Source organism: Streptomyces sp. A18, from assembly GCF_059026065.1.
Window position 1 is genome coordinate 63,896 of sequence record NZ_JBWLKL010000011.1, and the last position, 24,249, is coordinate 88,144.

Annotated in this window: 26 protein-coding genes; 13 read left to right on the forward strand and 13 right to left on the reverse strand. The window is 71.3% G+C overall.

Annotation, left to right across the window (positions count from 1 at the left end; genetic code table 11):
- Window positions 1-19: 19 nt before the first annotated feature.
- Window positions 20-535, reverse strand: coding sequence for a sigma-70 family RNA polymerase sigma factor (locus tag AC5P1C_RS19655; RefSeq protein ID WP_493867165.1), 516 nt, complete (start codon window positions 533-535; stop codon window positions 20-22).
- A 74-nt stretch (window positions 536-609) separates the two neighbouring features.
- The gene (locus AC5P1C_RS19660; RefSeq protein ID WP_493867166.1) at window positions 610-1,788 is read right to left on the reverse strand and encodes a glycerophosphodiester phosphodiesterase; all 1,179 of its coding nucleotides are present in this window, start codon (window positions 1,786-1,788) and stop codon (window positions 610-612) included.
- A gap of 455 nt (window positions 1,789-2,243) precedes the next feature.
- Here AC5P1C_RS19660 and AC5P1C_RS19665 point away from each other — a divergent pair, with 455 nt between their 5' ends.
- Window positions 2,244-2,864: a lysophospholipid acyltransferase family protein gene (locus AC5P1C_RS19665; protein WP_237330157.1), complete on the forward strand. Its 621-nt coding sequence runs from the start codon at window positions 2,244-2,246 to the stop codon at window positions 2,862-2,864.
- A 201-nt stretch (window positions 2,865-3,065) separates the two neighbouring features.
- Here the strand turns inward: AC5P1C_RS19665 and AC5P1C_RS19670 are convergent, their stop codons facing one another.
- From AC5P1C_RS19670 to argH, 4 genes are all read right to left on the reverse strand, one after another.
- Window positions 3,066-4,604: an MFS transporter gene (locus AC5P1C_RS19670; RefSeq protein WP_493867167.1), complete on the reverse strand. Its 1,539-nt coding sequence runs from the start codon at window positions 4,602-4,604 to the stop codon at window positions 3,066-3,068.
- Window positions 4,601-5,152 (reverse strand): TetR/AcrR family transcriptional regulator, encoded by a 552-nt coding sequence (locus tag AC5P1C_RS19675; RefSeq protein ID WP_493867168.1) that lies wholly within the window; start codon window positions 5,150-5,152, stop codon window positions 4,601-4,603. The genes AC5P1C_RS19670 and AC5P1C_RS19675 overlap by 4 nt, the downstream gene beginning before the upstream one ends.
- An 83-nt stretch (window positions 5,153-5,235) precedes the next feature.
- On the reverse strand, window positions 5,236-6,210 hold the full coding sequence (locus AC5P1C_RS19680) for an aldo/keto reductase (RefSeq protein WP_493867169.1): 975 nt from the start codon (window positions 6,208-6,210) through the stop codon (window positions 5,236-5,238).
- Window positions 6,211-6,327: 117 nt separating this feature from the next.
- Window positions 6,328-7,758, reverse strand: a complete 1,431-nt coding sequence (gene argH / locus AC5P1C_RS19685; RefSeq protein ID WP_493867170.1) for an argininosuccinate lyase — start codon at window positions 7,756-7,758, stop codon at window positions 6,328-6,330.
- Window positions 7,759-7,903: 145 nt separating this feature from the next.
- Between argH and AC5P1C_RS19690 the strand changes: the two genes are divergently transcribed.
- From AC5P1C_RS19690 to AC5P1C_RS19720, 7 genes are all read left to right on the forward strand, one after another.
- On the forward strand, window positions 7,904-8,488 hold the full coding sequence (locus AC5P1C_RS19690; RefSeq protein WP_493867171.1) for a pyridoxamine 5'-phosphate oxidase family protein: 585 nt from the start codon (window positions 7,904-7,906) through the stop codon (window positions 8,486-8,488).
- 3 nt (window positions 8,489-8,491) lie between these two features.
- Entirely contained in the window at window positions 8,492-9,205 is a 714-nt protein-coding gene (locus AC5P1C_RS19695; protein WP_493867172.1) for a L,D-transpeptidase family protein, read from the forward strand.
- Between the two features lie 79 nt (window positions 9,206-9,284).
- The gene (locus AC5P1C_RS19700; protein WP_493867173.1) at window positions 9,285-10,292 is read left to right on the forward strand and encodes a bile acid:sodium symporter family protein; all 1,008 of its coding nucleotides are present in this window, start codon (window positions 9,285-9,287) and stop codon (window positions 10,290-10,292) included.
- A gap of 160 nt (window positions 10,293-10,452) precedes the next feature.
- Window positions 10,453-11,172: a GntR family transcriptional regulator gene (locus AC5P1C_RS19705; RefSeq protein ID WP_493867174.1), complete on the forward strand. Its 720-nt coding sequence runs from the start codon at window positions 10,453-10,455 to the stop codon at window positions 11,170-11,172.
- A complete protein-coding gene (locus AC5P1C_RS19710; RefSeq protein ID WP_493867175.1) occupies window positions 11,169-12,173 on the forward strand; it encodes an ADP-ribosylglycohydrolase family protein in 1,005 nt (334 codons plus the stop codon). The genes AC5P1C_RS19705 and AC5P1C_RS19710 overlap by 4 nt, the downstream gene beginning before the upstream one ends.
- 64 nt (window positions 12,174-12,237) lie before the next feature.
- A complete protein-coding gene (locus AC5P1C_RS19715; protein ID WP_493867176.1) occupies window positions 12,238-13,707 on the forward strand; it encodes a purine-cytosine permease family protein in 1,470 nt (489 codons plus the stop codon).
- The gene (locus AC5P1C_RS19720; RefSeq protein ID WP_493867177.1) at window positions 13,704-14,678 is read left to right on the forward strand and encodes a PfkB family carbohydrate kinase; all 975 of its coding nucleotides are present in this window, start codon (window positions 13,704-13,706) and stop codon (window positions 14,676-14,678) included. Before AC5P1C_RS19715 ends, AC5P1C_RS19720 begins: the two co-directional genes overlap by 4 nt.
- A gap of 181 nt (window positions 14,679-14,859) precedes the next feature.
- Here the strand turns inward: AC5P1C_RS19720 and AC5P1C_RS19725 are convergent, their stop codons facing one another.
- From AC5P1C_RS19725 to argC, 5 genes are read right to left on the reverse strand one after another with little or no spacing between them, the layout of a single operon-like run.
- Entirely contained in the window at window positions 14,860-15,414 is a 555-nt protein-coding gene (locus AC5P1C_RS19725; protein WP_361196920.1) for an arginine repressor, read from the reverse strand.
- Window positions 15,415-15,421: 7 nt separating this feature from the next.
- The gene (locus AC5P1C_RS19730; RefSeq protein ID WP_493867178.1) at window positions 15,422-16,630 is read right to left on the reverse strand and encodes an acetylornithine transaminase; all 1,209 of its coding nucleotides are present in this window, start codon (window positions 16,628-16,630) and stop codon (window positions 15,422-15,424) included.
- Complete coding sequence (argB, locus tag AC5P1C_RS19735; RefSeq protein WP_493867179.1) at window positions 16,627-17,577, reverse strand: acetylglutamate kinase; 951 nt, start codon at window positions 17,575-17,577, stop codon at window positions 16,627-16,629. Before argB ends, AC5P1C_RS19730 begins: the two co-directional genes overlap by 4 nt.
- The gene (gene argJ, locus AC5P1C_RS19740) at window positions 17,574-18,728 is read right to left on the reverse strand and encodes a bifunctional glutamate N-acetyltransferase/amino-acid acetyltransferase ArgJ (RefSeq protein ID WP_493867180.1); all 1,155 of its coding nucleotides are present in this window, start codon (window positions 18,726-18,728) and stop codon (window positions 17,574-17,576) included. The genes argB and argJ overlap by 4 nt, the downstream gene beginning before the upstream one ends.
- Window positions 18,725-19,765: an N-acetyl-gamma-glutamyl-phosphate reductase gene (gene argC, locus AC5P1C_RS19745; protein ID WP_493867181.1), complete on the reverse strand. Its 1,041-nt coding sequence runs from the start codon at window positions 19,763-19,765 to the stop codon at window positions 18,725-18,727. The genes argJ and argC overlap by 4 nt, the downstream gene beginning before the upstream one ends.
- Before the next feature lie 178 nt (window positions 19,766-19,943).
- Here argC and AC5P1C_RS19750 point away from each other — a divergent pair, with 178 nt between their 5' ends.
- The 5 genes from AC5P1C_RS19750 to AC5P1C_RS19770 all read left to right on the forward strand — a co-directional run bounded on the left by AC5P1C_RS19750 (window position 19,944) and on the right by AC5P1C_RS19770 (window position 22,943).
- Window positions 19,944-20,156 (forward strand): hypothetical protein, encoded by a 213-nt coding sequence (locus AC5P1C_RS19750; RefSeq protein WP_493867182.1) that lies wholly within the window; start codon window positions 19,944-19,946, stop codon window positions 20,154-20,156.
- 114 nt (window positions 20,157-20,270) lie between these two features.
- Window positions 20,271-20,744 carry a VOC family protein gene (locus tag AC5P1C_RS19755; protein WP_493867183.1) on the forward strand — a complete coding sequence of 158 codons (474 nt, stop codon included), beginning with the start codon at window positions 20,271-20,273 and terminating at the stop codon, window positions 20,742-20,744.
- A 116-nt stretch (window positions 20,745-20,860) separates the two neighbouring features.
- Window positions 20,861-21,847 carry an aldo/keto reductase gene (locus tag AC5P1C_RS19760; protein ID WP_493867184.1) on the forward strand — a complete coding sequence of 329 codons (987 nt, stop codon included), beginning with the start codon at window positions 20,861-20,863 and terminating at the stop codon, window positions 21,845-21,847.
- A 59-nt stretch (window positions 21,848-21,906) separates the two neighbouring features.
- Complete coding sequence (locus tag AC5P1C_RS19765; protein ID WP_493867185.1) at window positions 21,907-22,479, forward strand: GrpB family protein; 573 nt, start codon at window positions 21,907-21,909, stop codon at window positions 22,477-22,479.
- Entirely contained in the window at window positions 22,476-22,943 is a 468-nt protein-coding gene (locus AC5P1C_RS19770) for a DUF6314 family protein (RefSeq protein ID WP_493867186.1), read from the forward strand. Before AC5P1C_RS19765 ends, AC5P1C_RS19770 begins: the two co-directional genes overlap by 4 nt.
- Before the next feature lie 137 nt (window positions 22,944-23,080).
- On the opposite strand, the gene AC5P1C_RS19775 is transcribed toward AC5P1C_RS19770, so the two are convergent.
- Both AC5P1C_RS19775 and AC5P1C_RS19780 read right to left on the reverse strand, forming a co-directional pair.
- Entirely contained in the window at window positions 23,081-23,683 is a 603-nt protein-coding gene (locus AC5P1C_RS19775; RefSeq protein ID WP_493867187.1) for a histidine phosphatase family protein, read from the reverse strand.
- A 104-nt stretch (window positions 23,684-23,787) separates the two neighbouring features.
- Window positions 23,788-24,228, reverse strand: a complete 441-nt coding sequence (locus AC5P1C_RS19780; protein ID WP_493867188.1) for a GNAT family N-acetyltransferase — start codon at window positions 24,226-24,228, stop codon at window positions 23,788-23,790.
- Between the last annotated feature and the right edge of the window lie 21 nt (window positions 24,229-24,249).

The following is a 24,249-nucleotide window of genomic DNA, read 5'->3' on the forward strand; positions in this document are numbered from 1 at the left end:
CACCTGCTCCGCCGGTTGTCTATCGCTCCTTTCCCCACGGTTCAGGAGCTGCAACCTCCGCCGCGAGCATTCTGCGCAGGCATCCCAGGCAACGGGAACGTTCAGGCCCCAGACTGCCCTGTGACATTCCCAACTGCCCTGCGATCTCCCGGTAGGTGAGGTCCTTGGGGGACAGCAGCGCCGCCATGAGGCCGGGGCAGCGGCCGGGCAGCCGGCGCACGGCCGCATGCAGGGCGCGCTCGCGGTCGGCCCGCAGGGCGCGCTGTTCGGGGCCGCGCTCGGTGTCGTCGGCGGGCTCGGCCGCGTACGCCACTTCCCGCTCCTCCGTACGCCGCGTGCGGCGCGCCTCCGATGCGACGGCGGCGCGCAGCCAGGTGGCCGGGTCGGCGGGTGGGTCGGCGGCGTCCATGCGTTCCAGGAGGCGCAGCCAGACGGCCTGTTCGAGGTCGCCGGGGTCGGCGCCGGAGCCGTACGCCGCGGCGGAGGCCTCGGCGGCCAGGAGGGGACGCAGCGTGGGGATGAGCTCGTGGGTCATGCAGGGCGGGACGCGGCCGCTCCGGCACGAGGTTGCCGGAGCGGCCGTCTGTCACCCCAACCGGGGCCGGGCGGTCAGCTGTTGACGAAGTCCTCGCGGGCGAGCAGCGCGGTGTCGCAGTTGTCGGAGAAGATCCCGTCGATGCCTGTCTCGAAGTACGCCTTGAAGGCTCCGAAGGCGTCGCCGTAGGCGGCCGGGTCGGTGCCCTTCTTGAAGTTCGTGGGCAGGAAGGTGTTCTCGTTGCGCATCGTGTACGGGTGCAGGATCAGGCCCTCCTTGTGCGCGTCCTTCACCAGCGTGGACGGGGTGCCGAGGCTGCCGTCCGGCTTCTTCGGGATGACCAGGTCGAGCGTGGGGCCGAGGCCCTGCGCGAACGACGCCATCCACTTCAGGCCCTCGGGCTTGATGAGGTCGGCGACGGTGCGCGGATCGCCCGCCTCGACGAAGTCCCAGGGGCGGGAGCCCGCACTGGACAGGAGCACCACGAGCGGCGCGTCGACCAGCTTGTTCAGGCGCTGGATGCTGCTGGGCTCGAAGGACTGCAGGAAGTTGGGCGAGTTCTTCTTGTGCCGCCCGTACTTGCGGAGCAGCTTGGCGAGCGGCTCCTCCAGGCCGAGGCCCAGCTTGCGGAAGTACGTGGGGTGCTTGGTCTCGATGTGCAGCCAGACCCGCTTGCCGCGCTCACGGCCCTGCTTGTCCGCCCACCGGAAGACCTCTTCCAGGGTGGGCACGTCCCAGCGGCCGTCGTAGAGCGTGTTGCGCTGGCGGGTGCCGGGGATGCGCTCCTTGGCGCGCAGCGTCTTCAGCTCGGCGAGCGTGAAGTCCTCGGTGAACCAGCCGGTGAGCTTGGCGCCGTCCACGGACTTGGTGGTCTTGCGGGACGCGAACTCGGGGTGCGCGGCGACGTCCGTCGTCGCGGTGATGTCGTTCTCGTGACGGCATACGAGATGGCCGTCCTTGGTGGGCACGATGTCCTGCTCGATGACGTGCGCGCCCATGTCGAGGGCGAGCTGGTAGGCGCCGAGCGTGTGCTCGGGCCGGTACCCGCTGGTGCCGCGGTGCGCCACGACCGTGGGCACCGGCAGATCCTTGTAGCCGCCGTGCCCGCGCCCGGCGTCGGCTCTCGCCACGCCGGGCAGCCCCACGACGGCTGTGCCCGCCCCGAGGACCGCCGCTCCCAGTACCGTGCGCCGCCCCGGCCGCCGCTCCCCCGGCTCCCCCGACTTCGAATGCCTCGACTGCTGCGTAGCCATTGAGCGCTCCTCCCGATGTGCTGCTTTGCACCTGACAAAGCGGCACGATCGTAGGTGGCCGCGCGTGACAGATGGGAGACCCTGGACCGAACGGAAGGGTGACGCCGGATGGCGACTGGTGTGCGGGGCGGGGTCCGTTCGGTGGGCTCGGGTCCGGTGCGGACGGCCGCGAACTCCGTGGCAGCGCGTGACCGCGGTGCGTGACAAGGACCACTAGGACGCGCCACATGCTCCCCGCAGGGATAACGTCGTCACAGGGAGGGCGATCCGAGGGCAACACCACGCAAACTCAGGTCAACTCTGCGTATCGACTGCGTGAACCCGATGTGCGGTGAACGGGGACCCGCGAGTATCGTCCTCACCTGCACATACTCGTCGTCGACCCGTTGACACCGGAGGGCCCGTTGTCCCGTCTCGCGCTCATCAAGGCTGTGCTCGGACCGATCTTGCGTCTGATGTTCCGCCCACGGGTGGAAGGCGCAGAGAACATTCCGGGCACCGGTCCGGTCATCATGGCCGGAAACCACCTCACGTTCATCGACTCGATGATCATGCCCCTCGTCTGCCCGCGTCCGGTGTTCTTCATCGGCAAGGACGAGTACGTCACGGGCAAGGGACTCAAGGGCCGCCTGATGGCCTGGTTCTTCACCGGCTCCGGAATGATCCCCGTGGACCGCGACGGCGGCCACGGCGGTGTCGCCGCGCTGATGACCGGGCGGCGCGTCCTGGAGGAGGGCAAGCTCTTCGGCATCTACCCCGAAGGCACCCGCTCCCCCGACGGCCGCCTCTACCGCGGCCGTACGGGCATCGCCCGCCTGACCCTCATGACCGGCGCGCCCGTGGTCCCCTTCGCGATGATCGGCACGGACAAGCTCCAGCCCGGCGGCAAGGGCCTGCCGCGCCCCGGCCGCGTGACGGTCCGCTTCGGTGAGCCGATGGAGTTCTCGCGGTACGAGGGCATGGACCGCGACCGCTATGTCCTGCGGGCGGTGACGGACTCCGTGATGACGGAGGTCATGCAGCTGTCCGGCCAGGAGTACGTGGACATGTACGCCACCAAGGCGAAGGCGGCGTAGCCCCGGGCTCGGTCTTTGGCGGTGCGCCCGCCCCGGCGCTGGGGGGTCCCCCCGGCGCCGGGGCGGGCGTTTCGTTTCCCCGTCGTTCATCGCCTGCGGGCCGCCTGTGGCTGAGCGCGCAGTTCCCGCGTCCCTACGGGGCGCGTCCGTGGCTGGTCGCGCCCACGCGGCGGAGCCGCACGATGTGACAGCCCCGCGTCCCTACGGTGCGCTGTCCTCCAGCTTTGAGCCCTTCAGGAGGAACCACGCCACCGCGGCGGTGGCGAGCAAGACCGCCGCGCCCACGCCCGCCGCGAGGCGAAGCCCGTCGACGAAGGCGTCCTGGGCCGAGTGCAGCAGGGCCTGGGACTCGTGGGCCGGCATGCCCGCCACCGATTCCACCGCGCCGCCCAGCGATTCGTGTGCGGCCGACGCCACCTCGGGCGGCGTGCCCGCCGGAGCGGTGAAGTCCCGGTAGACGCCCGTCACGATGGAGCCCAGCAGGGCGATACCGAGGGCCGCGCCCAGTTCGTACGCGGTCTCCGAGACCGCTGACGCCGCTCCCGCCTGTTCCTTGGGCACGCTGGAGAGGATGACGTCGGCGGTCACCGTGAACGAGAACCCCGCGCCGATGCCGACGACGAGCAGCGAGGCACCGAGCAGCGGGTACCCGGTGGTCTGGCTCAGCGTGGTCAGCGACGCGAGGGCCAGGCCCACCGCGGCGAGACCGCCGGCGACCACCACACGGACGGAGAACCGCCGCGCGACCATGCCCGCGATCAGACCGGCCGCCACCGCACCCACCGCGGCGGGCAGTTCGGCGAGGCCCGCCTCGAACGGCCGCCGTCCCTGGACCAGCTGCAAGAACTGGGAGAGGAAGAAGACCAGGCCGGAGAGCCCGAGGACCGTGAGGAGGTCGGCGAGGACCGCCCCCGAGAATCCCCGGTTGCGGAACAGACGCATGTCCAGGAGCGGTGCCGTGAGCGTGAGTTGGCGCCGTACGAACCAGGTGAGCGCCGCCACGCCGAGCACGGCCGCCACGCCGATGTCCCAGCGGATGCCGTGCGCCGCCGCCTCCTTGATGGCGTACACGACGGCGATCATGCCGATGAGCGAGAGCACGACGCTGATCAGGTCCCACGGACCCGGCGCCGGATTCTTCGACTCGGGCAGGAACTTGATCCCGACGAGGACCAGGACCGCCATCACCGGCAGGTTGATCAGGAAGACCGAGCCCCACCAGAAGTGCTCGAGCAGGAAGCCGCCGACGACCGGGCCCACTGCGGCACCCGCCGACGCCATCGCGCCCCAGATGCCGACCGCGAGGCTGCGCTCGCGCGGGTCGTGGAAGATGTTCCGGATCAGCGCGAGCGTGGACGGCATCAGCGTCGCACCCGCGACACCGAGCAACGCACGGGCCAGCATGAGGAGTTCGGGCGTGGTCGCATAGGCGTTGAGGACCGAGACACCGCCGAAGGCGACGGCGCCGATCAGCAGGAGCTTCTTGCGGCCGATGCGGTCGCCGAGGCTGCCCATGGAGACGAGCAGACCGGCGATGACGAACGAGTACACGTCGCCGATCCACAGCAACTGCGTGCCGGTCGGCTTGAGGTCCTCGCTGATGTAGGGAGTGGCCAGGCCGAGCACCGTCGCGTCCACGGCGACGAGCAGTACGGCCAGGACCAGCACGGCGAGCGCGAGCCAGCGGCCGGGGCTGCGCTCGACCTCCGCCGACGCCGTCCGCTGTTCGATGCTGGTCATGGTTCCACTCTCCGTTGTGCTCCGCCGATCAGCAGCTCGGCGATCATGTGTGTGAAGTCCTTGGCGGCCACGCGGCCGTCCAGTACGGCCCAGGCGCCCGCGCCGATGAGTCCGTACAGCGCCTCTGTGAGCCAGACGGGGCTCAGGTCGATGCGGAACTCGCCGCTCTCCTGGCCGCGCCGGAAGAGCGCGCCGATGTTGTCGTCGAGCCGGGACCAGCCCTCGTGCTGGGCGTCGTCCTCGAAGAGCTGGTTCTCGGTGACGAGGAACGCGAGCAGACCCGCAGCCGGCTGGATCTCCTTCACCAGGCGGCGCAGCGCCTCTTCGGCGCTGTCGTCGCCGAGCCTGGCCGCGTCGAGCGCGCCCTCGCACTCCTGGATGCCGAGCTCTTCCAGGGCGCGCACGAGGGCGTCGCGCCCGGCGAAGTGGCGGTGCAGGGTGGCCCGGCTGATCCCCGCCGCGCGCGCCACCTCGTCCATCGTGGCGGAGCCTTTGCGGGTGAGGAGGGCAGCGGCGCTGCGGAGCACCTGGTCGCGATCGACTGACATGAGACAACCATAATCCATGTGAGACATAATTGTCTCACCAGATACGCACACCTCTCACGGGCGGCTGCCCCGGGGGGGGGCGCTCAGTGCCAGGGCAGCTGCCCGCGCCGGTCCCAGTACGCGGCGGGCTCCTCCGCGAGACCCGCGAGCCGCTCCAGCTGCTCCGTGTCGAGGTCGACGGCCGCCGCGTGCAAGTTCGAGACGAGCTGGACCGAGGTGGCCGCGCCGGAGAGCACGACACCCGCCCACGGCTGGCGCAGGACCAGGGCCAGGGCCACCGCGTCGCAGCCGAGCTCGGTCGCTCCGGCGATCTCGCGCAGGGCCGCGGGGGCGTGCGGGTCGGCGAGGCGGCCGTTGGCCATGGCCTCCTTGACCAGGACGGTGAGCCCCGCGTCATGGGCCTCGGCGAGCGCGGGGCCCGCCGAGGTCTCCAGGGCGTTGTACGTGGCCTGGACCGTACGGAAGAGCGGCTCGCCGTCGACGGTCACCTCGAGGGCGGCGCGGATGGCCGCAGCCTGCTCCGGGCCGCTGACGGAGAGCCCGACCGTCACGCCATCGGCCGCCAACTCGGCGAGTCTGACGTGCAGTTCCTTGTCGGTGAGTGCGGGGCTCTCCGGCGTGACGGAGTGGATCTGGTAGAGGTCGAGCCGCTCGCCGAGCAGTTGGGCGCTCTCCTCGCGCTGACGGACGTACGCGGCGACGCTGTGGTCCTTGACCTCGTGCGGGCCCGCGGCGCCCGCGTTCCAGGCGGCCGTGTACGTGTAGCCCCACTTGCTGCCGATCACGACGTCGCGGATGTCGGGCCTTGCGTGCAGCCAGTCGGCGAGGAACTCCTCGGAGCGGCCGTACGAGCGCGCCACGTCGATGTACCGGACGCCGAGCGCGTAGGCGGCGTCGAGGAGTTCGAGGGTGCGCTCGCGCAGGGCCTCGACGCTGCGCGACGGCGGCAGATCGACGTCGCGGCCGAGCGTGATGTAGCCGGGCCTGCCGACGGCGGCGAGGCCGAACCCGATGTGGGCGGTGGGGGTGGTTGCTGCGGCCAGGCGCGAGAAGGGCATCGCGGGCTCCGTTCGGTCGGCTCCTTGCGGAAGACGACCAACGTAACCCGCGACGCCCACGTCAACGCGGCACGCGCTGGCCCGGCGTCACTTACGCGCCGCGACGCCGTTCGGACGTCACCTGCGCGCCGCGGCCCACTCCTGCTGAACCGCCAGATCGGCCTTGACCTCGGTCAGCTGGGCGGCGACGGCCGAGGGAGCCGTGCCGCCGCGGCCGTTGCGGGACGCCAGGGCGCCCGGGACGTTCAGGACGGTGCGGACCTCGGGAGTGAGGTGCTCGGAGATCTTGGCGAACTGCTCGTCCGTGAGCTGTTCGAGCTCGATGCCGTGTGCCTCGCACTCCTTGACGCACTCACCCGCGACCTCGTGCGCGACACGGAACGGCACACCCTGCTTGACCAGCCACTCGGCGATGTCCGTGGCGAGCGAGAAGCCGGCCGGGGCCAGCTCCTCCATGCGCTCGCGGTGCACGGTGAGGGTCGCCACCATGCCGGTGAATGCGGGGAGCAGGACCTCCAGCTGGGCGCAGGAGTCGAAGACCGGCTCCTTGTCCTCCTGGAGGTCGCGGTTGTACGCGAGCGGCAGCGCCTTGAGCGTCGCCATCAGGCCCGTCAGGTTGCCGATGAGGCGGCCCGACTTGCCGCGCGCCAGTTCGGCGATGTCCGGGTTCTTCTTCTGCGGCATGATCGACGAGCCGGTCGAGAAGGCGTCGTGGAGCGTGACGAAGGAGAACTCCTTCGTGTTCCAGAGGATGATCTCCTCGGCGATCCGGGAGAGGTTCACACCGATCATCGCGGTGATGAAGGCGAACTCCGCCGCGAAGTCACGGGCGGCCGTCCCGTCGATGGAGTTGGCCGCCGAGCCGTGCTCGAAGCCGAGGTCCGCGGCGACGGCCTCGGGGTCGAGCCCGAGGGAGGATCCCGCGAGCGCGCCCGAGCCGTACGGCGAGACGGCCGTCCGCTCGTCCCACTGCCGCAGGCGCTCCGCGTCGCGGGCGAGGGGCTGGACGTGCGCGAGGACGTGGTGCGCGAAGAGCACGGGCTGGGCGTGCTGGAGGTGTGTGCGCCCCGGCATGGCGACGTCCGGGTGCGCCTCGGCGAGGCCGACCAGCGCGCCCTGGAGGTCGGCGATCAGGCCGCCGATGATCCGGGCGTGGTCCCGCAGGTACATCCGGAAGAGCGTCGCCACCTGGTCGTTGCGCGAACGGCCCGCGCGCAACTTGCCGCCGAGGTCCGGGCCGAGGCGCTCCAGCAGACCCCGCTCCAGGGCGGTGTGCACGTCCTCGTCGGCGATGGTGCCCACGAAGGAGCCGTCGGCCACGTCGGCCTCGAGCTGGTCGAGGCCGGCCAGCATGCGGGTCAGCTCGTCCTCGGTGAGCAGCCCGGCCTTGTGGAGCACGCGCGCGTGGGCGCGGGATCCGGCGATGTCGTACGGCGCCAGGCACCAGTCGAAGTGGACCGATGCCGACAGCTTGGCCAGGGCTTCTGCCGGACCGTCCGCGAACCGACCGCCCCAGAGCCGGACGTCTCCGCCGTTGTTGCTGCTCACTTCACGTGCTCCTCACCCTGCATTCGCCGTTATGCATGAGTATGCAGCGCTCCGTATGTTTCGTCAATCCAGGCGCGGCCGGGACGCCGCGCGCCACCGGAAGTCGTTAGACAGGCGAATGACCTCTGGTGAATAATCCTTGGACATGGGAAAGACTTACGAACGCATAGACGGCAGACTCCGGACGTTCATCGAGGCCCAGCCTCTCTTCTTCACCGCGACCGCGCCCCTCGCCGACGACGGCACGATCAATCTCTCACCCAAGGGCCTCACCGGCTCCTTCGCCGTCATCGACGAACACACCGTGGCATACCTCGACTTCGCGGGCAGCCACGCGGAGACGGTCGCGCACCTGCGTGAGAACGGCCGCATCACCCTGATGTGGACCGCCTTCCAGGGTCCGCCGAACATCGTCCGGTTGCATGGCCGCGGCGAACCCGTCTTCCGCGACGACCCCCGCTGGGCCGAGCTGCTCGGACACTTCCCGAACATCGACCCGACCCCGCACGGCCTGCGCGCGATCATCGTCGTCACGGCCGAACTCCTCCGTGACAGCTGCGGCTACGCGGTTCCCTTCATGTCGTACGAGGAGGACCGCGACCTGCACGGCAAGCGCTTCGCGCGCGAGGACGACGCCTCGCTGAGCGAGTACTTCACCAAGAGGCAGATCGCGGAGAGCATCGACGGCCTGCCCGGAGTGCCGCTGCCGCTGCCGCCCACTACCGTCTGAGCCATGCGCCCCCGTGCCGTCGCCCTCGCGTCCGCAGCCGTTCTCGTCCTCGCCGCGACCGGCACCCTCGGCGCCGCGCCCGGCGTGAACCGCCCGCTGCCGGACCGCATGGCGGACACGGGTGGCGGCAGCCAGCTCATCACCGCCGAGGCCGCGCGCACCAGCTCCACCAGCGGCACCGTCACCTGGTGGGATCGGCGCGGCGGGCGGTGGGTGAAGTCCGGGTCCGCGGCGGCGCGGTTCGGTGCGAAGGGCCTGACGGAGGGCGGCTCGCGCAAGCAGGGGACGAACACGACGCCCACGGGCCTCTTCCGTCTCCCGTACGCCTTCGGCATCAAGGCCGCACCGTCCGGCACGGGCTATCCGTACCGCCACGTCACGAAGAACTCCTGGTGGTGCCAGGACAACGACTCCCGCTCCTACAACCGCTGGACCCAGCCACGCCCCGCCGACTGCCGCGCCGCCGAGTCCGAGCACCTCATCACGTACGACACCCAGTACGCGCACGCCCTGGTGATCGGCTTCAACTACGACCGCCCGGTGCGCGGGCGTGGCGCCGGGATCTTCCTGCACGTCAACGGGCGCGGGGCGACGGCGGGTTGCGTGTCGGTGCCGGGCGGGGCGATGCGGCGGATCCTGCGGTGGGCCGAGCCGGACCGGAGGCCGCACATGGCGATCGGGACGGCGTCGGGGGCCACCGCCCTCACACGCTACTGAGCGGCCCGCAGGCTTCGTGTAGCGACCACATATCGAGACGGGTTTGCGTGCGCGCCGCGCGGCGGCGTTGCATCGCCGGGTGCAAACCGAACAGACGATCCCCAGCTCCCCGGAGAACGGCCCCACGAAGAGCGGCGACAGGGCGGCCCGCCTCGCCGTCACGGTCTTCCCCGTCCTCGTGCTCGCCGCGGGCGCGCTCGGCCTCCTGGCGCCGGACGCCTTCAAGGACTGGGGCACGAACGTCCCGTACCTCCTGGGTCTGGTGATGTTCTGCATGGGGCTCACCATGACCCCGCTCGACTTCCAGGGCGTCGTCAAGCGACCCTGGGCCGTCGCGCTCGGCCTGGTCGCGCACTACGTGATCATGCCGGGGCTCGGCTGGCTGATCGCCCACGCGCTCGGGCTCTCGCCGCAGCTCGCGGCCGGTGTCATCCTCGTCGGCTGCGCGCCCAGCGGGACCGCGTCCAACGTGGTGACCTACCTGGCGCGCGGCGACGTGGCCCTGTCCGTGTCGGTGGCCACCGTCTCGACCGTGCTCGCGCCGCTCATCACGCCGCCGCTGACGCTGCTCCTGGCGGGCGAGTACCTGCCGGTGGACGCGGGCTCGATGGTCACGGACATCCTCAAGACCGTGCTGCTCCCGGTCATCGCCGGTCTCGTCGTACGCCTCCTCTTCGGCCGCTACATCGGGCGGGTGCTCAGCGCGCTGCCGTGGCTGTCCGCCGTGACCATCGCCGTCATCGTGGCGATCGTGGTCGCGGGCAGCGCGGCGGCCATCAAGTCGGCGGCCCTGCCGGTGTTCGTCGCCGTCGTCCTGCACAACGGCCTGGGCCTCGCGCTCGGCTACGGCGCGGGCAAGCTGGCCCGCCTGGGGCCGCCCGCCTCGCGTGCCATGGCCTTCGAGGTCGGCATGCAGAACTCGGGCCTCGCGGCGTCACTCGCCACGGCCCACTTCAGCCCGCTGGCCGCACTGCCCGCCGCCGTGTTCTCCGTGTGGCACAACGTCTCGGGGGCCTTGGTCGCCGCCTGGATGTCACACCGGGCGCGACGCACCGAGGAGCAGGGCGAGCCCGCGCGGCAGGCCTGACGGGTACGTCCGGCAGGCCTGCTGGACGGCAGGACTCCTGCACGGCCGGCCTCCTGGACGGCAGCAGGTCTCCTGTACGGAAGGCCTGCTGGACGCGCCCCCGTAAAGAATCTTCCGGCGGCCATAGACGGGACGGATCAGCTCCGTTTACCTTTTAGACATGCCTGGACAGGTTCACAAACATTATCGCGTCGCGCACGTACTCGCCGACGAGATCCGCGCCGGTGTACACGCCGACGGCAGCCGCCTCCCCGGCGAGCACGCCCTGCGGGAGCGGTTCGGGGTCAGTCGCACCACCGTGCGGCAGGCGCTCAGCGCGCTCGGCGAGCAGGGACTCATCGAGACGCACGCCGGGATCGGTTCGATCGTCACGTTCGACGGGACCCCGCTCGACCAGCAGCTCGGCTGGACCCGGGCGCTCGCCGACCAGGGCACCGAGCTCTCCACGGAGACCCTCCGCTTCGAACGCACCGCCGACCCGGCGCTCGCTGCCGAACTCGGCCTCGCGGACGCCCACTTCATCGCCCTCGACCGCGTCAGGCGACTGCCCGACGGTGCGGGCGTCTCCCTGGAGCGCAGCCGCGTCCCGGCCGTGCCCGCCCTGGCCGATCTGCCCGAGCGCGGCCTCGAAGGCGGATCCCTGAACCGGACCCTGCTCGCCGCGGGCCACATCGCCGCGTCGAGCGACGCCCACATCGCGGTGTCCGGCCTCGGCGACGAGGACGCGGGGCTTCTGCACCGCTCCCCCGGTGAACCCTTCATCCGGCTCGCCCAGGTCTTCCGCGACGCCGAAGGGGAGGTCGTGGAACAGGTGACGAGCCTGCTCGACCCTTCCCGGTTCCAACTGCACGTACGTACCGGCCGAGGAGCCCACTCGTGACCACCGCACCCCCCGGCTTTCTCGACCGCGCGCTCGGCGCCTTCTACGGACTCGCGCTCGGCGACGCCCTGGGCATGCCGACCCAGGTGATGTCCCGCGAGGACGTCGTACGCGTCTACGGCACCCTCACCGGATTCGAACCCGCCAGGGACGACAACCCCGTGAGCGCGGGCATGCCCGCCGGAGCCGTCACCGACGACACCGACCAGGCGGTCATTGTCGGGCGGCTGCTCGTCGAGGGCGGCGGGCACGTCGACCCGCTGCGGTTCGCCGACGAACTCCTGTCCTGGGAGCGGGAGATGAAGGCCAAGGGCTCCTTCGACCTGCTCGGCCCCTCCACCAAGGCCGCCCTGGACGCCGTCGCGGGCGGCACCGACCCCAAGGAGGCGGGCAGGTACGGCACCACCAACGGCGCCGCGATGCGCGTCACCCCGGTCGGCATCGCCTTCGCCGCGGAACCGCTGCCGGAATTCCTCGACCGGGTCGTGGAGTCCTGCCAGGTCACCCACGACACGAACATCGGCATCGCGGGCGCCGCGGCCGTCGCCGCCGCGGTCAGCACGGGCATCGCGGGCGGCACGCTCGACGAGGCCTTCGACGCCGCGATCACCGCGGCCGACGCCGGTGCCCGCCGCGGCAACTGGATCGCCGGAGCCGACATCTCCGCCCGCATCGCCTGGGCCCGCGAGCTGGTCGACGGTCTGGACGAGGCCGCCGCCCTGGACCGCATCGTCGCGCTCATCGGCACCAGCGTCGCCAGTCAGGAGTCGGTGCCCGCCGCCTTCGCGGTGCTCGCCCTGACCGGCGGCGATCCCTGGCGCAGCACGCTCCTCGCCGCGAACCTCGGCGGCGACAGCGACACCATCGGCGCGATCGCGGGCGCGGTCGCCGGATCGGTGCGCGGCCTCTCTGGTCTGCCCGCCGACGCCGTACGCACCCTGCGCACGGTCAACAGCCTCGAACTGGAGCCGCTGACGGCCCAGTTGCTCACCCACCGCTGAGACCACCGAGCTCTCTCCCCACTCCCCCGTCCCCGCCCCACGTATCGCGCAAGGAGGTTCCGTCATGGCCGCTTCGACGAAGAACGATCAGGTCGGCACCGTAGAGACCCGAGGGATCGAGCCGGTCCCCGACAGTGAGCGTCACGGCCACGCGGGCCAGATGTTCTGGACCTGGTTCGCCGCGAACATCTCGATCCTCGGGCTGCCGCTCGGCGCGACGCTCGTCGCCTTCCGCGGACTGAGCATCTGGCAGGCCGCGCTGGTCGCGATCGTCGGCTCGTTCGGCTCCTTCGCCCTCGTGGGGGCGTTGAGCCTGGCCGGCAAGAAGGGCGGGGCGCCCGCGCTCACGCTCTCCCGCGCGGTGTTCGGGCAGCGCGGCAACGCGGGCCCGACGCTGGTCACCTGGGTGAGCCGGGTCGGCTGGGAGACGATCACGACGACGACGGCGGCGTACGCGCTGCTCGCCCTGCTCGGCGTGGCCTTCGACGTCCGCCAGAACTCCTTCCTGACGGTGCTGTGCCTGCTGGTCTTCATCGCCTGCACGCTGCTGATCAGCGGCCTCGGACACGCCACGATCATGTGGATCAACAAGTGGGCGACGGTCCTCTTCGGCGTCCTGAACCTGATCGTGATGGGCTTCCTGGTCGCGACGGTCGACTGGTCGAAGGTGCTCGATGCCCCGGCTGGACCGACCAGCGGCGTCATCGCGGGCATCGGCTTCATCGCCGCGGGCACGGGCATCGGCTGGGCCAACGCCGGCGCGGACTACGCCCGTTACCTCCCTCGTACGATCCCGGGGCGCCGCCTGGTCACCGCGTCCGCGTTCGGCGCGGGCATCCCGCTGGTGCTGCTCATCTCGCTCGGCTCACTGCTCACGGCGGGCGACCCGTCCCTGGCGACCTCGTCCGACCCGGTGTCCGCGATCAACGCGATGCTGCCGTCCTGGATGGCGGTCCCGTATCTGATCGCCGCCTTCGGCGGCCTGCTGATGTCGAACCACCTGTCGACGTACTCCGCGGGCCTCACCATGATCACGCTGGGTCTGCGGGTGCCGCGGGCCTGGGCCGTGGTCATCGACATCGTGCTGATGTTCCTCGGCGGCATCTACTTCATGCTGATCGCCGACGACTTCTACGGACCGTTCTCCACCTTCCTGACGCTGCTCGCCGTGCCGATCTCCGCCTGGATCGGGGTGATCGCGGTCGACATGCTGCGGGGCCGCGACTACGACCCCGATGGCCTGATGGACACCTCGCGCACCAGCCGCTACTGGTACACCGGCGGATTCCGGCTGCCCGCCGTGCTCGCCTGGGTGGCGGCGATCGTGTCGGGGCTGCTGTTCACGACCGCCGGTACGGGCGCGGACGACGTGTGGTTCTCCGGGCCGCTGGCCGAAACCTGGCCGGGCGTGAACGGCCTGGGCTGGGCGGTCTCGATAGGGGTGGGCGCGGCGGTGTACGCCGCGTTCGGCGGGCGCGGCCGCCCCGCGACAACTCCTGTCCCGTCCCCCGCACTTGAGGAGCCCGTCCGATGAGCACGCCCACTCCTGCTCCTCGCCTCGTCCTGGCGGGGAACGTCATCGCCGACCTCGTCATCGAGGTCCCCGCGCTGCCCGAACGGGGCGGCGACGTGATCGGCTCCCGTACGGAGCTGTACGCGGGCGGCGGCTTCAACGCGCTGACGGCAGCGCGGCGCCTGGGGGCCGATGCGGTGTACGCGGGGCTGCACGGGACCGGGCCGTACGGGGATCTCGTGCGCCGCGCCCTCGCCGAGGAGGGCATCGGGACGCTGCTCCCGGTGCGTACGGACGGGGACACGGGGTTCTGCGTGGCGCTGGTCGACGGTGGGGGCGAGCGGACGTTCGTGACCAGTTTCGGGGTGGACGCGCGGATGACTGCGGCGGAGACGGCTGCCGTCGCGGACGCGCTGCGGCCGGGCGACACGGTGCAGTTGTCCGGGTACAGCCTCGTGATGGAGGTCAACGGGCCGTTGTTGTCCGCGTTCGCGGCGGGGATGCCGGGTGATGTGCGGGTCTGCTTCGATCCGGCGCCACTGGTCGCCGACATCCCCTCGGCCGTGCTCGAGCCTGTCCTCGCGCGGACTGATTGGCTGAGCTGCAATGCGCGGGAGGCCCGCCTGATGACGGGCCTCTCCCATCCGGAGGAGGCCGCTGCCGCCCTGCGCGGGCGGCTCGCGCCGGGGGCGGGGGTGCTCGTGCGGGCCGACAAGGACGGGTGCTGGTTGGCTGCGCCTGGCTCGGGGGGCGGCGTGGTGCATGTGCCCGGGTTCCCGGTGGACGCGGTGGACAGCAATGGGGCGGGCGATGCCCATGTCGGCGCGTTCCTCGCCCTGTTGGGGCGGGGGCTTGATCCACTGACGGCTGCGCGCGGCGCGAACGCGGCGGCGGCTTGTGCGGTGACCCGGCGGGGGCCTGCTACGGCGCCGGGGGTTGCGGAGCTGGTGGCGTTTCTTGGGGATGATCCGCTGGGTGCGGTGCTGGGGTAGGGGCGGTCCCCGCGGGGCTTTCCCCGATCCCACCCCTTCCCGAAAGCAAGGGGCTCCGCCCTCTGGCCCCCCTCACACGATGTCCTCAATCGCCGGACGGGCTGGAAATTCCAGCCCGTCCGGCGATTGAGGACGAACTCGGCGGAACCGGTGATGACGGCCACCAAGGCCCGGGGGCCGGCTAATGCTCATTCGAAGCCAGGCGCAGCAGGTGATCCGCCAGTGCCTGACCCCCCGTAGCCTCCCTGCTGATCAGCATCAAGGTGTCGTCCCCCGCGATCGTCCCCAAGATGTCATGCAGCTCCGCCTGGTCGATCGCCGAGGCCAGGAACTGGGCCGCCCCCGGCGGCGTCCGCAGGACGACGAGGTTGGCCGAGGCCTCGGCGGAGATCAGGAGCTCCGCCGAGAGGCGGCGCATCCGCTCCTCCTTGGCGGACTCCCCCAGCGGCGCACGCGGCGTGCGGAAGCCGCCCTCGCTCGGCACCGCGTAGATGAGGTCGCCCTCGGCGTTGCGGATCTTCACGGCGTTCAGCTCGTCCAGGTCCCGCGAGAGCGTCGCCTGCGTGACCGTGAGGCCGTCGTCGGCGAGCAGCTTCGCCAGCTGGCTCTGGGAGCGCACGGGCTGCCGGTTGAGGATGTCCACGATCCGGCGGTGGCGTGCGGTGCGGGTCTGCGGCACCGCGGGCCCGGCGTGATCCGGGTGTTCCATGTGCTCGTTGCCTTGCGCCTGGCTCATCGTCGTCTCATTCTCCGGATCGTCCGTCCCCGCCCGCCGCGGTGGCCTGGTCAAGCACGCCGGGCAGGGCCCGGAGGAACGCGTCCACCTCGTCGTCGCGCACGTTCAGCGGCGGCATCAGCCGTACGACATCGGGGGCGGGCGCGTTCACCAGGAAGCCGGCGTCCTGAGCCGCCTGCTGCGCCTGGGGCGCGAGCGGCTCGGTGAGCACGATACCCAGCAGCAGGCCGGCACCCCGGACATGGGCCACGAGCGGGTGTCCCAGTGACTCGATTCCGTCGCGCAGCTTCTCGCTCGCCCGCTTCACGTTCTCCAGGAGTCCGTCGGCCTCGATCGTGTCGAGTACCGCCAGTCCCGCGGCGCATGCCACGGGGTTCCCGCCGAACGTCGTTCCGTGCTGACCGGGCTTGAGGAGCTCGGCCGCGGCGCCGAACGCGACCGTCGCGCCGAGCGGCAGACCGCCGCCCAGACCCTTCGCGAGCGTGACGACGTCGGGCTGCACGCCCTCGTGCGCGAGGTACTCGAACCAGTGGCCGGTACGGCCGATTCCGGTCTGCACCTCGTCGAGGACGAGGAGGGTTCCGGTGGCCGTCGTGATGTCGCGGGCCGCCTTGAGGTAGCCCGCGGGCGGCACGACGACGCCGTTCTCGCCCTGGATGGGCTCGATGATGACGAAGGCGGTCTCTTCCGTCACGGCCGCGCGCAGCGCCTCCACGTCTCCGTACGGGACGTGCGTGACGTCGCCGGGCAGCGGCCGGAACGGCTCCTGCTTGCCGGGCTGGCCGGTGAGCGCGAGCGCCCCCATGGTCCGGCCGTGGAAGCCGCCGTCGGTGGCGACCATGTGCGAACGCCCGGTCAGGCGGCCGATCTTGAAGGCGCCCTCGACGGCCTCGGCGCCGGAGTTGCAGAAGTACACCCGCCCCGCGCGCCCGAAGAGCTGCAGCAGCCGCTCGGCAAGGGCGACCGGCGGCTCGGCGATGAACAGGTTCGACACATGGCCGAGGGACGCGATCTGGGTGCTGACCGCTTCGACGACCGCCGGGTGGGCGTGGCCGAGCGCGTTGACCGCGATGCCGCCGACGAAGTCGACGTACTCCTTGCCGTCGGCATCCAGAAGCCTGCTGCCCGCGCCGCGGACGAGGGGCAGCCTGGGGGTGCCGTAGTTGTCCATCAGCGCGTCCTGCCAGCGCTGGGTCAGCTCCTCGTTGCCGGTCATGCCGCTTCCCCCTCGGTCTGGTCGTCGGGCGTGTCCGGCACGACCATCGTGCCGATGCCCTCGTCGGTGAAGATCTCGAGCAGGATCGAGTGCTGGACGCGCCCATCGATCACGCGGGCCGTCTCGACGCCGTTGCGCACGGCGTGCAGGCAGCCCTCCATCTTGGGGACCATGCCGCTGGCCAGCTCGGGCAGGAGCTTCTCCAGCTCCTTCGCGGTCAGGCGGCTGATCACCTCGTCGCTGTTGGGCCAGTCCTCGTAGAGGCCCTCGACGTCCGTGAGGACCATCAGGGTCTCGGCGTCCAGCGCAGCCGCAAGTGCCGCAGCCGCCGTATCAGCATTGACGTTGTAGACATGCCCCAAATCTCCGTCGTCCTGGGAGCGGGCGATCGAGGAGACGACCGGGATGCGGCCGTCCGCGAGCAGCGCCTCGATGGCGCCGGTGTCGATCTCGGTGATCTCACCGACCCGACCGATGTCGATCAACTCGCCCTCGATGCGGGGCTGGTGCTTGGTGGCGGTGATGGTGTGCGCGTCCTCGCCGGTGAGGCCGACGGCGAGCGGGCCGTGCTGGTTGAGCAGGCCGACGAGTTCGCGCTGGACCTGTCCGGCGAGCACCATCCGTACGACGTCCATGGCGTCCTCGGTGGTGACCCGCAGGCCCGCCTTGAACTCGCTGACGATGCCGTGCCGGTCCAGGGCCGCGCTGATCTGCGGGCCGCCGCCGTGCACGACGACGGGCTTGAGGCCCGCGTGGTGCAGGAAGACGACGTCCTGCGCGAAGGCGGCCTTCAGCTCCTCGTCGATCATGGCGTTGCCGCCGAACTTGATGACGACGGTCTTGCCGCGGTGCCGGGTCAGCCAGGGCAGCGCCTCGATGAGGATCTGCGCCTTGGGGAGCGCGGTGTGCTTCCGCGCGGTCGGGTTGCCGCTCTGGTCGCCGCTCATGACGAGTACGCGCTGTTCTCGTGGACGTAGTCGGCGGTGAGGTCGTTGGCCCAGATCACGACGGGCTCGGCGGTGCCTGCCGCCAGATCGGCGGTGATCTTGACCTCCCGGTAGCGCATGTCGACGAGGTCGCGGTCCTCGCCCACGGAGCCGTTCTTGCAGACCCAGACGCCGTTGATGGCGACGTTCAGCTGGTCGGGCTCGAAGGCGGCCTGCGTCGTGCCGATGGCGGAGAGCACCCGGCCCCAGTTGGGGTCCTCGCCGTGGATGGCGCACTTGAGGAGGTTGTTGCGGGCGATGGAGCGGCCGACCTCGACGGCGTCGTCCTCGGACGCGGCGTTCACGACCTCGATCCGGATGTCCTTGCTGGCGCCCTCGGCGTCGCCGATGAGCTGGCGGGCGAGGTCGTCGCAGACGGTGCGGACGGCCTCGGCGAAGTCGGCGTACTCCGGGGTGACATGAGAGGCGCCGGAGGCCAGGAGCAGCACCGTGTCGTTCGTCGACATGCAGCCGTCGGAGTCGACCCGGTCGAAGGTGACCTTCGTGGCGTCGCGCAGCGCCTTGTCCAGGACGTCCGCCTCCAGGTCGGCGTCCGTCGTGAGGACGACGAGCATCGTGGCGAGTCCGGGCGCGAGCATGCCCGCGCCCTTCGCCATGCCGCCGACCGTCCAGCCGTCCTGGGTCGCCACGGCCGTCTTGTGCACGCTGTCGGTGGTCTTGATCGCGATGGCGGCCTTCTCGCCGCCGTGCGCGGAGAGTTCACCGGCCGCGCTCTCGACTCCCGGCAGGAGCTTGTCCATGGGGAGCGTGACGCCGATGAGTCCCGTCGACGCGACGGCGACCTCGCCGGCGTTCAGGTCGAGCGTCTCGGCGACCTTCTCGGCGGTGGCGTGCGTGTCCTGGAAGCCCTGGGGGCCCGTACAGGCGTTGGCGCCACCGGAGTTGAGGACGACGGCCGACACGAGCCCGCCCTTGACGACCTGCTCCGACCAGAGGACGGGGGCGGCCTTGACGCGGTTGGAGGTGAAGACGCCCGCGGCGGCCAGGCGGGGCCCGGTGTTGACCACGAGGGCCAGGTCCGGGTTGCCGTTCTGCTTGATCCCGGCGGCGATGCCCGCCGCCGTGAATCCCTGCGCTGCCGTGACGCTCACGGTGCCACTCCGATCGTGGTGAGTCCGAGCTCCTCCGGGAGCCCGAGTGCGATGTTCATGCTCTGCAGGGCGCCGCCCGCGGTGCCCTTGGTGAGGTTGTCGATGGCGCTGATCACGACGACGCGCCCCGCCGCCTCGTCGTACGCGACCTGGATCTGTACGGCGTTCGAGCCGTACACGGCCGCGGTGCTCGGCCACTGCCCCTCGGGGAGCAGGTGCACGAAGGGCTCGTCCGCGTAGGCCTTCTCGTACGTGGCCCGCACGGTCTCGGCGGTGACGCCCTGCCGTGCCCTCGCGCTGCACGTGGCGAGGATGCCGCGGGGCATCGGGGCCAGGGTGGGCGTGAAGGAGACGGTGACGGGGGCGCCCGCGGCGGCGGAGAGGTTCTGGATCATCTCCGGGGTGTGCCGGTGCACGCCGCCGACGCCGTACGGCGACATGGAGCCCATGACCTCGGAGCCCAGCAGGTGCGGCTTGGCCGCCTTGCCCGCGCCCGAGGTCCCGGAAGCGGCGACGATCACCGCTTCGGCCTCGGCGAGCCCGGCGGCGTACGCGGGAACGAGCGCGAGGGAGACGGCGGTCGGATAGCAGCCGGGCACGGCGATGCGCTTGGACCCTGCCAACGCCGTGCGGGCGCCCGGCAGTTCGGGCAGGCCATAGGGCCAGGTCCCGGCGTGCTCGCTGCCGTAGAACTTCTCCCAGTCGGCCGCGTCCGTCAGCCGGAAGTCGGCGCCCATATCGACGACGAGGACGTCCGGGCCGAGTTGCTCGGCGACGGCGGCGGACTGGCCGTGCGGCAGCGCGAGGAAGACGACATCATGCCGTCGGCCCTGCCCGGCGAGGGCCTCGGCGGTGGTCGGCTCCAGGACGCGGTCGGCGAGCGGCATCAGGTGCGGCTGCAGCGCACCCAGGCGCTGGCCCGCGTTCGAGTTGCCGGTCAGGGCGCCGATCTCCACCTCGGGGTGGGCGAGCAGCAGGCGCAACAATTCACCGCCCGCGTACCCACTCGCTCCTGCCACTGCTGCGCGTACCGCCATGGAACCCTCCTCCTTGATGGCATGACTATACGCAGTAGCGCAGTTTTATGCAACGAGCCGATCACTCGTTCGGGGCTTCCAGCAGGTCCCCCACCAGGCGTCGGTGCGCTACTGGGAAGCGACCCGTACCGAAACGACCCGTACCGAAAGCGACCAGGACCGTGACCGAGGAGCAGTGATGGGCAAGAAGCGACGCGACGAAGAGCCGGACGGCGTCTCCATGGGGGACAGGTATGTCTCGGGCGAGGGCGCCCGCTGGATCGGGAAGACGGATTCGGCGCCGGAGCGGAAGCCGCCCGCCGACACCGAGGCGAGCGGCACCGACGTCGTCGAGGAACCCGAGACGTACGACGGCGGCAAGACGGCCGAGCGTCGCCGCGACGAAGGCTGAGTTCGCACCGGACCCACCTGGCGCGATGAGTTTCGGCGGGGGCGGGGGTCAGTACAAGCACGAGGGCCGGCCGGGTCCGGCCCACCCTCGCTCCGCCGACGACAGGAGAGAGTCATGCCCCGCATCACGCCCACCCTCTGGTTCGACACACAGGGCGAGGACGCCGCCACGTTCTACGTCTCGGTCTTCCCGAACTCGAAGATCACGGACGTCGCCCGCTACGGCGAGGCCGGTCCGCGGCCGGCCGGAACCGTGATGACCGTCGACTTCGAGCTCGACGGCCAGCAGTACCTGGCGCTCAACGGCGGCCCTGAGTTCACCTTCAACGAAGCCGTCTCGTTCACGATCGACTGCGCGGACCAGGAAGAGGTCGACTACTACTGGGCCAAGCTCTCCGAGGGCGGCGAAGAAGGCCCGTGCGGCTGGCTCAGGGACAGGTTCGGCCTCTCCTGGCAGGTTGTCCCCGCCGACCTGGGCAAGCTCATGTCCGACCCGGACGAAGGGCGCGCACAGCGCGCCATGACGGCCATGCTCGGCATGAAGAAGCTCGACGTGGCGGCCCTGCACGCGGCCGCCGACCAGAAGTGAGCGAAGCGGGCGCCGCACGGCCCGCGGAAACAGCTTGACTTGGAGTCGACTCCAACTCCTAGGGTCGAGGTCGTCCGCCTGAAGCAGGGCACACGGCTCCACCTGGAGGTACCGGCATGACCAGCATTCCCACGCGCCGTCTCGGATCACTGACCGTCTCGGCGCAGGGGCTCGGCTGTATGGGGATGAGTCACGCGTACGGAGCTTCGGACGACGCGCAGTCGATCTCGACGCTCCACCGTGCCCTCGACCTCGGCGTCACCCTGCTCGACACGTCCGACTTCTACGGCGCGGGGCACAACGAAGAACTGATCGGCCGCGCGCTGGCCGGGCGGCGCGAGCAGGCCGTCGTCGCCACGAAGTTCGGCTTCGCCAACAAGTTGGGCGAGCCGACGGAGATCAGGGGCGACGCCGCCTACGTACGCCAGGCGTGCGACGACTCGCTGCGGCGGCTCGGCGTCGACCACATCGACCTCTACTACCTGCACCGCGTCGACCGGAACGTGCCGATCGAGGAGACCGTCGGCGCGATGGCCGAGCTCGTCGAGGCCGGGAAGGTGCGTCACCTCGGGCTCTCCGAGGCGAGCGCGCGCACGATCCGGCGGGCGCACGCGGTGCATCCGATCGCCGCGCTGCAGAGCGAGTGGTCGCTGTGGACGCGGGACCTGGAGGCGGAGATCGCGCCGGTCTGCCGGGAGCTCGGCATCGGCATCGTGCCGTTCTCGCCACTCGGGCGCGGCTTCCTGACCGGTCGCTACACCTCGGTCGCCGGGCTCCAGGAAGGCGACATGCGGCGCGGGCAGCCGCGGTTCGCCGACGGGAACCTGGAGCGGAACTTGCCCATCGTGACCGCCCTCGACGCGCTCGCCGCCGAGAAGGGCGTCACGGCGGGGCAGCTCGCGCTTGCCTGGGTGCAGCACCGCGGCGACGACGTGGTGCCGATCCCGGGCACGCGCCGGGAGAAGTACCTCACGGAGAACCTCGGCGCGCTCGACATCGAGCTGTCCGCCGACGAGATCGCGGCGATCGACACGGTGGCGCCCGCGGGCGCGGTCGCGGGGACGCGGTACGACGAGGGCAGTCTCACGTTCGTCGACAAGTAGACATCCTGGGCAGTGGGCGGCGGCCGGGGCGGAGGCCGGGGCCGCGTAATCTGCGGGGCATGCCCTTTCCGGACGAAGCAGCCGAAGCCCTGGTCGTGGTGGCATACCGACCGTCGTGGCCGACGGACTTCACGCGCCTGGCGTCCACGCTCCGGGCCGCCCTCGGGGACCTCGCGGCCGCCGTCGACCACGTCGGCTCGAGGTCCGTGCCGGGACTCGCGGCGAAGGACTGCGTGGACGCGCACGTGCGGGTGGACTCGCTCGACGAGAGCCGCCTCGCCCCCGCGCTCACCGCGATCGGCTTCCGCCTGCGGCCCGAGCCGTGGAACCACTCCGAGCTGTCGGCGGGCCACCACTGCCCCAAGCTGGTCTGCGCCCCGCCGCCCGGAGCCCGCCGCTGCAACGTCCACGTACGGGAGAACGGCGGCCCCAACGCCCGCTACGCCCTGCTGTTCCGCGACTACCTGCGCGCGAACGACACGGCACGCGACGCGTGGGGCACCTTTAAGCAACGGCCCGCCCGGAGCGTGCCCCAGCTGCCGGACTACGGCCAGATCAAGGCCCCGGCGACCGATGTGCTCATGGAGGGCGCCGAGCGGTGGGCGGCCGACACGGGGTGGGGTGCGCGATGAGCGAGGCGTCGCACGGCGTGCCGGACGTGCTCGCTTACCTCGCCGGGACCTGGCGGGTGGAGCGGACGGCGCGGGACGTGGCGGGCAGCACGGAGGGCCACTTCTCCGGCACGACGGTGTTCAGCTGGGCCGACGACGGCCTCCTGCACCACGAGTCCGGCACCTTCACCTGGCGCGGCACGCCCCGCCCCGCCGAACGCACGCTGCGCTTCCTGCCGGGCGACGACCCGGCCGTCGCGCACGTCACTTTCGCCGACGGCCGCCCCTTCCACGACCTGGACCTGCGCACCGGCCGGCACACCGCCGACCATCCGTGCGCGCTGGACCTCTACCGGGGCGAGTTCGAGGTGGACGACGAGCGGAGCTGGCGGACGCGCTGGCGCGTGGCCGGCCCCGCCAAGGACCTGATCCTCACGACGTCGTACACACGACTCGACCCCACAGGGCCGCGAACAGCTCCGTGACGTCGTCCGTCCCGGGAAAGCCGGGGTCGGTGGCGATCCGCACGGCCTCAGGCGCGAGCGCCGCGTTCGCCCGCACCGTCGCGTGCCCGGCTCCCTTCTGCCGCACGACGCTGCGCAGGCCTCGGGCACAGCGGGGCTCACAAGCCGCCGCTCGCCGCGGCCCCTTCGCCCGCGGCTTCGATGCGCAGATTCCAGCGGCCGCCGTGGCCGGTCAGGGTGACCGTCGACAGGGGGCGGACGTCGATGTTCCAGTACGTCGACGGGGGCGCCTTCAGGGCGTAGACCAGGGCGGCACGGACCACTGCGGGCTCGGCCACCGCGAGGATCCGTGCGCCGTCGTCGACGGGGCGTGTGTCGAGCCAGCGGCCGATCCGCGAGATGAACGCGAGGAGCGACTCGCCGCCGTGCGGTGCCGAGCGCGGATCACGCAACCACGCGTCGACGGCGGCCGGTTCGCTCGCCGTCACGTCGCCGAGGGTCAGACCGCGCCAGCGCCCCATGTCGCAGTCGCACAGGGCGGGTTGGGCCAGGGGCGCGAAGCCGAGGGCGTCACCGGTGGCGCGGCTACGCGGCGTGGGCGAGCAGTAGCGCAGCTCGGCCACGCCGAGCGGCAGCAGCGCGGGCGCGGCGAGCTGCACCTCGTGCCAGCCCGACTGGTCGAGCGGCCGGTCGTCGTCGAAGCGCTCGGCGAGCAGCGAGCCGCTGCGCGCGGCGGCGATGAGCGAGACGCGAACGTGCATGCGGTGATCGTGGAGTGCGCGGCTGCACAGGTCAAGGCTTCACCGTGAGTAGGCGCGCGCTCCACGCGCCCGAGGGGCCGCTCGGTGAACCGTCCGGGGACCACTCACTGCCGGCCCCACGCCATCCACTTCTCCGGCTCGTCGAGAGCGCTGAAGCCGACCTTCTCGTACACCCCGTGCGCATCGGCCGTAGCCAGCAGAATCCGCCGCAGACCGTACGGTTCCAGGTGGTCCCTGACCCCGGCCACGAGCGCGCTCCCGAAACCCTTGCCGCGCACCGCCCGATCCACGTACACGTCGCAGAGCCAGGCGAAGGTCGCGCGGTCGGTGATCACACGTGCGTACGCGACCTGCTCGCCGGAAGCCGCCGCGTAGACCCCGAAGTTGAGCGATCCGGCGATCGCCCGGTCCTGCTCCTCGCGCGGTCGCCCCATGGCCCAGTACGCGTCCGTGGAGAGCCATTGGTGGATCCGGGGCACGTCGAGGCGGGCGGCGTCGGTGGAGAGCTCGTATCCGGCGGGGAGTTCATGAAGTACGTCGGTCATGGCCGCAAGGCTTACAGGCGC